10 protein-coding genes and 1 riboswitch are annotated in these 11,590 nt (G+C 75.3%); of the genes, 2 read left to right on the top strand and 8 right to left on the bottom strand.

Annotated elements, in window-relative coordinates; translation table 11 throughout:
- Window positions 1-2,119, top strand: a 2,119-nt coding sequence (locus AB0M20_RS10025) for a bifunctional polysaccharide deacetylase/glycosyltransferase family 2 protein (protein WP_364296453.1), incomplete at its 5' end; no start/stop codon positions are given.
- Here AB0M20_RS10025 and AB0M20_RS10020 read toward each other — a convergent pair.
- The 8 genes from AB0M20_RS10020 to AB0M20_RS09985 all read right to left on the bottom strand — a co-directional run bounded on the left by AB0M20_RS10020 (window position 2,112) and on the right by AB0M20_RS09985 (window position 10,345).
- Entirely contained in the window at window positions 2,112-3,473 is a 1,362-nt protein-coding gene (locus tag AB0M20_RS10020; protein WP_364296451.1) for a cobyrinate a,c-diamide synthase, read from the bottom strand. The two genes, AB0M20_RS10025 and AB0M20_RS10020, sit on opposite strands and share 8 nt — an antisense overlap.
- Complete coding sequence (gene cobO, locus AB0M20_RS10015; protein ID WP_364296449.1) at window positions 3,467-4,054, bottom strand: cob(I)yrinic acid a,c-diamide adenosyltransferase; 588 nt, start codon at window positions 4,052-4,054, stop codon at window positions 3,467-3,469. Before cobO ends, AB0M20_RS10020 begins: the two co-directional genes overlap by 7 nt.
- On the bottom strand, window positions 4,054-6,003 hold the full coding sequence (locus AB0M20_RS10010) for a VWA domain-containing protein (RefSeq protein WP_364296447.1): 1,950 nt from the start codon (window positions 6,001-6,003) through the stop codon (window positions 4,054-4,056). The genes cobO and AB0M20_RS10010 overlap by 1 nt, the downstream gene beginning before the upstream one ends.
- 34 nt (window positions 6,004-6,037) lie before the next feature.
- A riboswitch (cobalamin riboswitch) is annotated at window positions 6,038-6,169 on the bottom strand.
- A gap of 11 nt (window positions 6,170-6,180) precedes the next feature.
- Window positions 6,181-7,743, bottom strand: coding sequence for a gluconokinase (locus AB0M20_RS10005; protein ID WP_364296445.1), 1,563 nt, complete (start codon window positions 7,741-7,743; stop codon window positions 6,181-6,183).
- 9 nt (window positions 7,744-7,752) lie between these two features.
- Entirely contained in the window at window positions 7,753-8,958 is a 1,206-nt protein-coding gene (locus AB0M20_RS10000) for a hypothetical protein (RefSeq protein WP_364296443.1), read from the bottom strand.
- A complete protein-coding gene (locus AB0M20_RS09995) occupies window positions 8,955-9,443 on the bottom strand; it encodes a SigE family RNA polymerase sigma factor (protein WP_364296441.1) in 489 nt (162 codons plus the stop codon). The genes AB0M20_RS10000 and AB0M20_RS09995 overlap by 4 nt, the downstream gene beginning before the upstream one ends.
- A 60-nt stretch (window positions 9,444-9,503) precedes the next feature.
- Window positions 9,504-10,025, bottom strand: coding sequence for an SRPBCC family protein (locus AB0M20_RS09990; RefSeq protein WP_364296439.1), 522 nt, complete (start codon window positions 10,023-10,025; stop codon window positions 9,504-9,506).
- A 2-nt stretch (window positions 10,026-10,027) separates the two neighbouring features.
- On the bottom strand, window positions 10,028-10,345 hold the full coding sequence (locus AB0M20_RS09985) for a metalloregulator ArsR/SmtB family transcription factor (protein WP_364296437.1): 318 nt from the start codon (window positions 10,343-10,345) through the stop codon (window positions 10,028-10,030).
- A 72-nt stretch (window positions 10,346-10,417) separates the two neighbouring features.
- Between AB0M20_RS09985 and AB0M20_RS09980 the strand changes: the two genes are divergently transcribed.
- A partial coding sequence (locus tag AB0M20_RS09980; RefSeq protein WP_364296435.1) for a glycosyltransferase occupies window positions 10,418-11,590 on the top strand: 1,173 nt, incomplete at its 3' end.

Below are 11,590 nucleotides of genomic sequence, written 5' to 3'. Positions count from 1 at the left end.
CGGACCGCCGGGCAGCCGGCGGATGCCGCCGAAGACGATCGCGCTCACCTTCGACGACGGCCCCGACGCGGTGTGGACGCCACGCATCCTGGATGTCCTGACCCGGCACCACGCCCACGCCACGTTCTTCCAGGTGGGTTCCCGCGTGAACCAGCACCCGCAGATCGCCCGCCGCGTGCTGGCCGAGGGGCACGAGATCGGGGCGCACACCTTCACCCACGTGGACACGGCCGCGACGCCCGCCTGGCTGTTGTCCGCCGAGCTGACCCTGACCGACAACGCCATCGCGGCGGCCACCGGCCGGCGACCGGTGCTCATGCGGCCGCCGTACTCGTCCACGCCGGAGGCGGTGACGGGAGAGGAGTACGCGGCTCTCCGCCGGATCGGCGCGTCCGGGCATCTCGTCGTGCTGACCGACCTGGACACCGAGGACTGGCGCCGGCCGGGCGCGGCGGCGATCGCGGCGGCGAGCCGGCCCGCCGGGTCCGCCGGTGCGGTGGTGATGATGCACGACTCCGGCGGCGACCGGTCCGAGACCGTGCGTGCCCTGGAACTCCTCCTCCCCCGGATGCGGGCCGAGGGGTACCGGTTCGTCACCGTCTCCGAAGCGCTCGGCCTGACCGCCGCACCGCAGGCGGCCACCGGGCAGCGATGGCGCGGGACGGCTTTCCGGGCCGCTCAGTCCGGCGGTGCGTGGCTGGCTCTGGCGATGATCGTCCTGATGTTGGTGGCGCTGCTCCTGGCCGGCTTGCGCCTGCTGGTTCAGCTGCTGTGCGGCCGGGTGCATGTGCGCCGCATCCGGCGGCTCGCCGATGCGCCCTTGCGGTACCTCGGTCCCGTCTCGGTGATCGTCCCCGCGCACAACGAGGCCGCGAACATCTCCGGCACGGTGCGGTCGCTGGTTGCCGGCGACTACCCCGGCGTGCAGGTCATCGTCGTCGACGACGGGTCGGCCGACGGGACGCCGGACATCGTCGAGGCCCTCGGCCTGCCCGGCGTCGTCGTGATCCGGCAGGCGAACAGGGGCAAGCCGGCCGCGCTCAACACGGGCGTCCGGCACGCCGTGCACGACATCCTGGTGCTGGTCGACGGGGACACGGTCTTCGAGAAGGACACGATCGGCCGCCTGGTGCAACCGTTCCGGGATCCCGCGGTGGGCGCGGTCTCCGGCAACGCCAAGGTCGTCAACCGCACCGGACTGCTGGGGCGCTGGCAGCACCTGGAATACGTCATGGGCTTCAACCTCGACCGGCGGATGTCCGACGTCGGCCGGTGCATGGCGACCGTGCCCGGGGCGGTGGGCGCGTTCCGGCGCGCGGCCGTCGAGGACGTCGGCGGGGTCTCGGCCCAGACCCTCGCCGAGGACACCGACTTCACCATGGCGATCATCCGGGCGGGCTGGGAGGTCGTGTACGAACCCGCGGCGATCGCCTGGACGGAGGCGCCGGCGTCGCTGCGGCAGCTGTGGCGGCAGCGGTACCGCTGGTGCTACGGCACGATGCAGGCGATGTGGAAGCACCGCCGGGCCGTGGTGCAGCGCGGCGCCGCCGGACGGCTGGGCCGCCGCGGCCTCGGCTATCTGCTGCTGTTCCAGGTGCTGCTGCCGCTCACCGCGCCCATGGTCGACATCTACGCAATCCACGGGCTCTTCTTCCGGCGACCGGCGGAGGTCGCGGCCGTCTGGCTCGGCTTCACCGCACTGCAGGTGATCACCGCCGGATACGCCCTGCGCCTCGACCGCGAGTCCTATCGCCCACTGTGGAGTCTGCCGCTGCAGCAGTTCGTGTACCGCCAGCTGATGTACCTGGTCGTCGTCCAGGCCACCGTCATGGCCCTCGGCGGCGGCCGGTTGCGGTGGCACCGCATGATCCGGATCGGCGCCGCGTCCGCGCACGCCGACGCGACCGCATCGGAGCTACCGGCGCTCCCGACCGTTCCGCCGAGGCGACCCGTGCACTTCGACGCGCCCCCACGCGACCTGCCCCCGCGCGACCGGACTCCGTGGAACGCGCCGACGGTGCCCGGCGGCCTCGTGATCACCCCACCGGCACAGCCGAGACAGGGCCGTGCGCGGGCCCGTCCGGCACCGCGCGCCGACGCCCGCCGGCCGGTCAACTGAGGCTACGTCGAGCGCCGGCCGCGGCCACCACGCGGCGGGCCATGGCCGGGTTTCCGGCCCAGTGCAGGTGCAGGTAGGAGGCGTGCAGGGCCGGGGTGGCGAAACCCTCCGGGTCCGCGCCCCGCCACGCCCACGCCGCGCCGCCCGCCGGGGACAGCAGCAGGCCCGAGCGCGGGTGCACCGTGGTGCGGTGGAACTCGTGGCCGGTGACGCGGGTGCCGGCCGGAGCGAGGGGGCTGTCGGTGAGTGCCACCGCGTCGCGGTAGCCGAGGGTCAGCGTCGGGGTCATCGACGCGTCGGCGTCGAGCACCCCGCACATCGGCGCGCCGTCGAGGGTGTGGCAGAGCCAGAGCAGGCCGGCGCACTCGGCGACGATCGGGCCGGTGAGGCGGGCGACGTCCTTCTGCAGGGAGAGGTTGGCGGACAGCTCCGACGCGTACACCTCGGGGAAGCCGCCGCCGACCACCAGCGCCCGGGTGTTCGGCGGGAGGGCCGTGTCACGCAAGGGATCCACGGTCACGACGTCGGCGCCCGCGCCGGCGAGGAGCTCGGCCGTTTCCGCGTACGCGAAGGAGAAGGCCGGACCGCCCGCGAGGGCGACCACCGGACGGCCCGGCACCGGCTCCGCGGCCGACGGGCTCCACGGCGTCGCCGCCAAGGGCGGCGCGGACCGGGCCACCGCCAGCACCGCCTCCAGATCAACCGACGCGGCCACCAGCGACGACAGCGCGGCCACGGATGCGAGGGCCTCGTCGCGCCGCTCGGCGGCCGGGACCAGGCCGAGGTGCCGCGAGGGCGCCGCAACCGCGTCCGCCCGGCGCAGCGCGCCCAGCACCGGCGTGCCGACCTCCTCGCACGCGTCGCGCAGGATGCCCTCGTGCCGGTCGGAGCCGACCCGGTTGAGGATCACCCCGGCGATCCGCGCGTTGCCGAAGCTGCGGAAGCCGTGCACCAGCGCCGCCACCGACCGGCCCTGCGCGGCGGCGTCCACGACCAGGATCACCGGCGCGTCGAGCAGCGCGGCCACCTGCGCCGTCGAGCCGGTCTCCCCCGCGCCGGTACGCCCGTCGTACAGCCCCATCACGCCCTCGACCACGGCCAGGTCCGCACCCGCCGACCCGTGCGCGAACAGCGGCCCGATCAGCTCCTCCCCGCACAGCACCGGGTCGAGGTTGCGGCCCGGCCGGTTCGCGGCGAGGGCGTGGTAGCCGGGGTCGATGTAGTCGGGCCCGACCTTGAACGGCGCCACGGTCAGGCCGCGCGCGGCGAAGGCCGCCAGCAGCCCGGTCGCCACGGTCGTCTTGCCGTGCCCCGACGCGGGCGCCGCGATCACCACCCGCGGGACGCTCACCACTCGATGCCCTGCTGTCCCTTGCGGCCGGCGTCCATCGGATGCTTGACCTTGGTCATCTCGGTGACCAGGTCGGCCGCCGCGATCAGGTCGGGGTGCGCGTCGCGGCCGGTGATCACCACATGCTGGGTGCCGGGGCGCGCGGCCAGGGTCCCGACGACGTCCGCGACGTCGACCCAGCCCCACTTCATCGGGTACGTGAACTCGTCGAGCACATAGAACGAGTGCGTCTGCGCGGCCAGGTCCCGCTTGATCTGCGCCCAGCCCTCGGCCGCCTCGACGGCGTGGTCGCGTTCGGTGCCGGGCCGCTGGATCCAGGACCAGCCCTCGCCCATCTTGTGCCAGGTGATCCGCTCGCCGAGCGCCTTGAGCGCCGTCTCCTCGCCAACCCTCCACTTGGGACTCTTGACGAACTGGAACACTCCGATGTCCCAGCCCGCGCTCCAGGCCCGCAACGCCATCCCGAACGCGGCCGTCGACTTGCCCTTGCCGTGTCCGGTGTGGACGGCCAGCACGGCCTGCCGGCGTCGCTGCCGCGTGGTCAGCCCGTCGTCGGGCACGACCTCGACCCTCCCCTGCGGCATCAGGCGGCCTCCAGGGCTTCCAGGGGGACCAGGTCGGCGCCGAGGACGGCGGCCAGGCGGCGGGCCAGGCCCAGCCGCACCGGCCCGGACTCGCAGTCGACCACCACCGCCGGGACGCCCGCCAGGCGCGGCGCGACCGTCGCGGGGTCCGGCCCGTTGGTGGCCCGGCCGTCGGTCACGACGATCAACAGCGGCCGGCGGCGGGGATCGCGCCGTCGTTCGGTCGCGATGGTGTTGGCGGCGGCCGTCAGACCCAGAGCCAGAGGGGTACGCCCACCCGTGCGCAGCGTCGCCAGCCGCAGCACGCCGACCTCATGGCTGGACGTGGGCGCCAGCACCTCGTCGGCCGTCCGGCCCCGGAACGTGATCATCCCGACCCGGTCCCGCCGGTGGTAGGCGTCGCGCAGCAGGGACAGCACCGCGGTCTTGACCACGGCCATCCGCTTGCGGGCGGCCATCGAGCCCGAGGCGTCCACCACGAAGAGCACCAGATTCGCCTCGCGGCCGACGTGCACGGCCTCGCGGAGGTCACGCGGGTCGACCGTGCGGGAGCCGCGGTGGATGGCGGCGCGCAGGGTGGCGGGCAGGTGGGGCGCGCCGGCCAGCTTGCCGCGCGGCTCGCGGGAGCCGGCGACCCGGCCGCGCCGCGCCAGCGACGGCGACCGCCGCCCGGCGTGCCCGGCGGCGCCACGCTTGGCGATCCGGAGAGTCCGCGGCCGGTACGCCTGCCCGGCGGCGGCGAGCGACTCGGCGCCCACGGCCTGCTTCGGCCGCTCGCCCGCGCCGGGCTCGTCCGCACCCGACTCGACCGGCGGCGGCGGCGCGGAATCGGTCTCGCCGCCCGGCGGCGTCGGTGGCGACGATGGTGGTGGCGGTGTGGGATCCGGCTCGCCCGGCGGCGGGGGCGGCGGGGGCGGTGGGTCGTCGTCATCGTCCTGACCGGCCGCGTCCAGCGCGTCCTGCAGGCGCTGCTCGTCGCTGCCGGGCGGGTCGAGCGGATCCTTGCGGCGCCGGTGCGGCAGGGCCAGCCGGGCGGCGTCCTGGATGTCGTCGGCGGTCACGGTCGCCCGGCCGTGCCACGCCGCCAGCGCCACCGCGCACCGGGCCACCACGATGTCGGCGCGCATGCCGTCCACCCCGTACGCCAGGCAGATCTTGGCGATCCGGTCCAGCTCCGCGTCCGGCAGCGCCACCGACGACACCGCGGTGCGGGCGGCGGCGATCCGCTCCGCGAGCGCGGCGTCCGCGGAGGCGAAGCGGGAAGCGAAAGCCGCGGGGTCGGCCTCGTAGGCCAGGCGACGCCGCACCACCTCGGCCCGCTGCCCCGGATCGCGCGGCGCGGCCACCGTCACCACCAGCCCGAATCGGTCGACCAGCTGCGGCCGCGGCTCGCCCTCCTCCGGGTTCATCGTGCCGACCAGCAGGAAGCGGGCCGCGTGCTTGACCGAGACACCGTCGCGCTCGACGTGCGCCCGGCCCATCGCCGCCGCGTCCAGCAGCAGGTCGACCAGATGGTCGGGCAGCAGGTTGACCTCGTCGACGTAGAGCGCGCCCCGATGCGCGGCGGCCAGCAGGCCCGGCTCGTACGCCTTCACCCCGTCGGCCAGGGCGCGCTGGATGTCGAGGGTGCCGACGACGCGGTCCTCGGTGGCGCCGACCGGCAGCTCGACCAGGGTGGCGGGACGCGGCCCGTGCGGGGCGGCGGCGTCGTGCGGGCCGTCGGGGCAGTCCGCGTCGGGCGTACCGGGATCGCACGCGAAGCGGCACCCACGCACCACCTCGACCTCGGGCAGCAGCCCGGCCAGCGCACGCACCACCGTGCTCTTCGCGGTGCCTTTCTCACCCCGCACCAGGACCCCGCCGACGGCGGGTGACACCGCGGTGAGCAGCAGGGCCAGGCGCAGGTCGTCGAGGCCGACGACGGCCGAGAACGGGTATGGCGGCTGCACGAACGATCCCCTTCCGGCGGGTGTCCACGCCCGCATGGCGGAATGTCAGAGCGGCCGGAGTTCCTGACTCCCGGGCCCGGCAAGGGGCCCGATCACAGTGGCGGGACCGTCCCGGACTCGCACCGGGTTCCTCCGCGACCGCTCGACCGCCACTCAACCCGACGGACGGTCACGCCGTCAATGTGACGCGTTCGAGACCGCCTCCTCGGTGTCCGGCAACGGCTCCGGTGCGATCTTGTCCAACTCGGCCACCAGGTCGGCCACGGCCAGCGCGGACTGCTCGATCAGCGGTCGCAGCCGCTTGTAGAGGGCGGCGTTCTCCGGATCCGGCACGGTCGGCTCCGCGATGTCCACCAGCGCCGCCGCCTGGTCGAGGTCGGGCAGTTCGCCGAGCGCGTGCCAGCCGAGCAGAACCGCGCCCAGCCCAGTGCCCTCCGGGGTGTCCGCGATCGACACCGGCAGGTCCAGCGCGGCGGCCAGCACGCCCACCCACAGATCGGAGGCGACCGCCCCACCGGTGGCACGGACCTCGGTGACCGGGCCCGCCACCTCGAGCGAGTCACGGACCAGCGCGAGCTGCTGGCACACGCCCTCGACCGCTGCCCGGACGAGGTGCGGCCGGCCGTGCTCGCGCCGCAGGCCGAGGTACGCCCCACGCATCCCGGACCGCCACCACGGCGCCCGCTCCCCCAGCAGGTACGGCAGGCACAGCAGGCCCCCACTGCCGGGCGGCGCGGTCTGCGCCTCGGTCAACAGCGCCGCGTCGATCTCGTCCGCGTCCTCGCCCTCGGCGCCCGGCCGGGCGAACCCGGCGGCGAAGCTCTGCCCGGCCCAGCGGATCACCGACCCGGCGTTGTTCACCGCGCCGCCGATCACCCAGCGGTCCTCGGTGAGCGCGTAGCAGAACAGCCGTCCCGCCTCGTCCGAGGTGGGCCGGTCGACGACCGTGCGCAGGGCCCCGCTGGTGCCCAGCGAGACCGCCGCGACACCGGCCGGGGTCGCGCCGACGCCCAGGTTGGCGAGCGGGCCGTCGCCGGCGCCGACGATCAGCGGGGTGTCCCGGGGAAGGCCGGTCGCGTCGGCGATCTCCGGCTTGAGCGTCCGGGCGAGTGTGGTCGGCACCACCTCGGCGAGCTGGCCGGCCCGCACGCCGGCGATGTCGAGCGCCTCGTCGTCCCAGCGCCGCTCGTGGATGTCGTAGAGGCCGGTCGCCGACGCCACCGACAGGTCCAGGAGGAACTCGCCGGTCAGCCCGGCCAGCACGACCTCCTTGACACCGCCCCAGCGCGGGGTGTCCCGCAGCGTCGACGGGTCGTTCTCCCGCCACCACGCGAGCTTGGTCAGGGGGGACATCGGGTGCACCGGGGTGCCGGTGCGGGCCTGCAGCGCCTTGGCCCGGTCGGCGAGCTTCTCGCTCTGCCGGGCGGCCCGGCCGTCCGCCCAGGTGACCAGCGGCCCGAGCGGCTTCCCGGCGGCGTCCATCGGCACCAGGCCGTGCAGGAAGGCGCTGAGGCTGACCGCCGCCACGCGGTCACCACGGTCGCGGCACTGCTTGGCGATCTCGGCCAGCGCCTCCACCGCGGCCGCCAGCAGCTGGTCGGCGTCCAGCTCCGCGCGGCCCGGGCCGGGCACGGACAGGGGGTAATGCACGCTGGTGTGCGCGCACAGCTCGCCGTCGAGCCCGGCGGCGACGCCCTTGGTGGCGGTGGTCCCGGTGTCGATCGCGATCACGACGTCCATGCGCCGAGGTTAGTCGGGCAGCCGCACCACCGCTGGTCGCGCGCCGCCGCGGGTGACCCGCCACTGGGTCGCGGCCGGCGGCAGCAGGGCGGCGTCGCCCGTCACCGGGATCCAGTCGCCGGCGCCGACCCGATAGGCGATGCTCGCGCCCTCCTCGGCGACCACCCAGCCCAGACCGGCCGGCAGGCGCACCTCCAGGCGTTTCGGCGACTCCGCGACGCCGATCAGGACCGGCTGCGGGGTCACGAAGGCGAAGGTACGCACGGTCCGCCCGGTCACGAGGGTCTGCACCACGAACGGGCGCCCGTCCGGCGAGGCGCCGGCGATCCGCCACTCGCGGACCAGCGGTGGGGTCGGATAGCCGTACCGGTCCTCGTACCCGTCCATGGCCACGACGTCCCAGTCGCTCGAGGCGCCGCCCAGCGTCCGGACCAGCGTCGGCATCGGCGTCCAGCGGACCTCACCCATGTTGATCAGGCCGACCCCTTCGTCGCCGGAGCGCAGCCCGATCGACAGGCCGTCGCTCTGCGCGGGCACGGTGCTGACCGAGGCGCCGTTCGTGAAGGCCAACGGCCGGAAGGTGCGCACGGCCCGTCCCTGGTCGTCCCATCGGACCGCGGACGAGTAGCTGACCGGCCGGTCGTCGTCGACCACAACCAGCACATCGCGCCGGGGCCCGGCCAGGAACGCCGGGCTGTTCGCCGCCTCAGTCAGCATCTGCTCCGTCACCCCCGCCGCCGGCCGGCCGTCGACCGTCCCGACGAACCCGGTCAGCCCGAACTCGACCTGCCCGACCGGGGAGACGACACGCGGTGGCAGGCGCTGCGCGACCAGCGCGACCGGACCGGCCGGCGTACGCCCGGCCCAGGTGACGTGCGGCTCGCCCACGAAGCGGAGTTCGTCGCCGTTGTGCTGCCGCCAGGCGGCCCGGACCCGGCGCAGATAGTCCTCGTCGCCGGCCAGGTCGCCGCGGGTGGGGCGGTCCAGCCGGTTGGAGACCGGCATGACCTCCGGCCCGCCGTTGCGCAGGAGCCGGGCGCCGGCCACCGACCCGCCGGCGGCGACGGCCAGGCCGGCGCCGAGGAGGGTGCGGCGGCGGACCACCCGGCGGCGGCCGCCGGCCCGGACCCGATCGAGCAGGTCGGGCGGCGCGTCGAGGTGCCCGGTCGCGCGGTCCAGTGCGTCGCGTACGCGTGGTACGTCCAGGTCGGTCATGTCATGCTCCCGCTCTCCTGCGAGGTCAGTGCCGATCGCAGGCGGTCGAGCCCGCGCGAGGCGTTGCTCTTGACGACGCCCTCCGAGCAGTCCAGGGCGCGGGCCACCTCGGCGACGGGCAGATCTTCGAGATATCGCAGCACCACGGCGGCGCGCTGCCGCGGCGGCAACTCGTGCAGCGCGTCCAGGACCGCCGCCCGGATCACCACGTCGTCACTGTGGTCGGGCTCGGCGACGTCGTGGTGGGCGAGCGGCGCCTCGGGCCGGCGGCCGCGGCGGCGCCAGCGGTTGGTGGAACGGTTGACCAGGGCGCGGCGGGCGTACGCCTCGGCCGACTCGTTGACGCGGCGCCACCGCACGTACATCTGCTCGAGCACCTCCTGCAGCAGGTCCTCGGCGGCGTGCCGGTCACCGGTCAGCAGGTAGGCCACCCGCAGCAGTCGTGTGCTGCGGGTTCGCACGAACTCGTCGAAGTCGTCGCCCACCCTCGCCCTCCCCCGTCGTGTCACCATCCCTGACACCGCCGCGGCGGGGAAGGTTGCACGTCAGCCGGCGAACTGCTTCTCGTAGGCCGCGCGCAGCTCCTCCCAGCCGTGGTCGCGGGCTTCGTGACCGCGGATCACCCCGACCGGATCGCCGGCCAGCAGCCGCTCGAGGACCGCGACGCAGAGGTGCCAGCCGGCCGCCACCTGCGCCTCGATGCCCGCGTTCGGCGAGCTGTGCCGCAGGGTCAGGCGGGTGCCGGTGGCCGAGGACTCCAGCTCCCAGCGCAGCCGGTCCTCACCCCAGGTGTACTCGAGCAGGCGCGGCTCGTCGGCGATCAGCACGGTGGACGGCAGGTCGACGCGCTCCGCACCGTCCACCATGGTCAGCGTGGCGTCGCCGGTGGTGGCCAGCGGCCGGGACGCCGCGTAGGGCGCCCACCGGTCGATCTCCGCCGGGTCGGTCAGCGCGGCCCACACCCGCTCGGGCGCGTGCCGCAGCTCCCGCACGAAGATCAGCGTCCAGGCGCCGTCGCGGCCCGGGACGACGGTGGCGCCGGTCGGGGGTCCGGAATCGAAAGACATGATCACTCCAGTCTTGGGTTGCGGTCGAGGTGATGTTCCAGCCGGTCGAGGCTCCGGCTCCAGAGCTCCCGGTACGGCCGCAGCCACGCGTCCAGCTCTTGAAACGGCCCCGGCTCGAGCCGGTAGATGCGCTGCTGGGCGGCCGGGCGGACGCTCACCACCCCGGCGTCGCGCAGCACGCGCAGATGCTTGGACACCGCGGGCTGACTCATCCCCAGCTCCGCGACGAGCTCGGCCACGCTGCTCTCCCGCACCCGGAGCGTCTCCACGATGCGCCGCCGGGTCGGCTCGGCCAGCACGGCGAGGGTGTCCACTGCCATGGCCTTAACATGCCACGCCGGTTATATAACCGTCAAGGCATGAGGGCGCCGTGACATGATCGAGGTGTGCGGGTGCTCATCGTGACGTCGGGCTCGGTCGGCGACGCGGCGCCGTACACGGGGCTGGGCGCCCGCCTCCAGGCCGCCGGCCACGAGGTCACGGTGGCGTCGCACGCGCCGTTCGAGGCCGCCTTCGCGGCGGCCGGCCTGCCCTTCCGGCCGATCCCGGGAGACCTGCGCGAGATCCTTCCGCAGGCGAGGGGCCAGGACGGCAGATCGTCGGGTACGGGCCCGCGCGCCCTCGCCGGCCTCCTGCGCATCGCCCGCCCCCTGATAGCCGAGCTGGGCGACGGGATCGCCGCGGCGGCCGAGCGGGCCGAGCCGGAGGTCATGCTGCTGTCCACGGTCGTCGCGCCGCTGGGTTATCAGGTGGCCGAGGCGCGGGGCATCCCGTGGGCCGGGGTGTTCCTGCAGCCGGTCGCACCGACCGGCGACTTCGGCTCGGTGCTGCTGGGCGGCCGCTCGATCGGACGGCTGGGCAACCGGGCGGTGACCGCGGCGGCCGCGCGGGTGAGCCAGACCCTCTACGCCGGCCCGGTGCAGGCGCTGCGCCGCCGGCTCGGCCTGCCGCACCTGTCGATCGGCGATCTCCGCACGTGGCAGGACGGCGGCCGCTACCCGGCCTTCCACGGCTTCAGCCCGGCGGTGGTGCCGCGGCCGTCGGACTGGCGCCCGCAGCTCGAGGTGACCGGCTACTGGTGGCCCGCGCCGCGCCCGGACTGGACACCGCCGGCCGCGCTGGAGGACTTCCTGGCCGCCGGTCCGCCGCCGGTCCTCATCGGCTTCGGCAGCATGGGCCCGGGCCAGGCGTCGCGGCTCGCCGAGATCATCTCGTCGGCGGTGCGGACGGCCGGCGTGCGCGCCGTGGTCCAGGCCGGCTGGGCGGGCCTGGACGTCGCGTCCGACGACATCCTCACCATCGGCGAGGCCCCGCACGACCGGCTCCTGCCCCGGATGGCCGCGATGGTGCACCACGCGGGCGCGGGCACCACGGCGGCGGGCCTGCGCGCCGGCGTCCCCGCGGTGCCCGTCCCGGTCCTGGCCGACCAGCCCTTCTGGGCGGCCCGCCTGCGTGCCCTGGGCGCCGCGACGGCCCCGATCCCGATGTCGCGGCTGACCGCCGGCAACCTGGCGGCCGCGCTTCGCGAGGTCACCACCGACCCGCACCGGCCGGCCCGCGCCCAG

This window comes from Actinoplanes sp. NPDC051633 (assembly GCF_040681735.1).
In the GTDB taxonomy this organism is placed as follows: Bacteria; Actinomycetota; Actinomycetes; order Mycobacteriales; family Micromonosporaceae; genus Actinoplanes.
This window is presented reverse-complemented; position numbering and strand designations above follow the sequence as displayed.

Bases quoted from the DNA above. Each gene is read 5' to 3' on its own strand.
- cobO (WP_364296449.1), bottom strand. From the start codon at position 4,054: ATGCCGCAGGGGAGGGTCGAGGTCGTGCCCGACGACGGGCTGACCACG.
- AB0M20_RS10005 (WP_364296445.1), bottom strand. From the start codon at position 7,743: ATGGACGTCGTGATCGCGATCGACACCGGGACCACCGCCACCAAGGGC.
- AB0M20_RS10000 (WP_364296443.1), bottom strand. From the start codon at position 8,958: ATGACCGACCTGGACGTACCACGCGTACGCGACGCACTGGACCGCGCG.
- AB0M20_RS09990 (WP_364296439.1), bottom strand. From the start codon at position 10,025: ATGTCTTTCGATTCCGGACCCCCGACCGGCGCCACCGTCGTCCCGGGC.
- AB0M20_RS09985 (WP_364296437.1), bottom strand. From the start codon at position 10,345: ATGGCAGTGGACACCCTCGCCGTGCTGGCCGAGCCGACCCGGCGGCGC.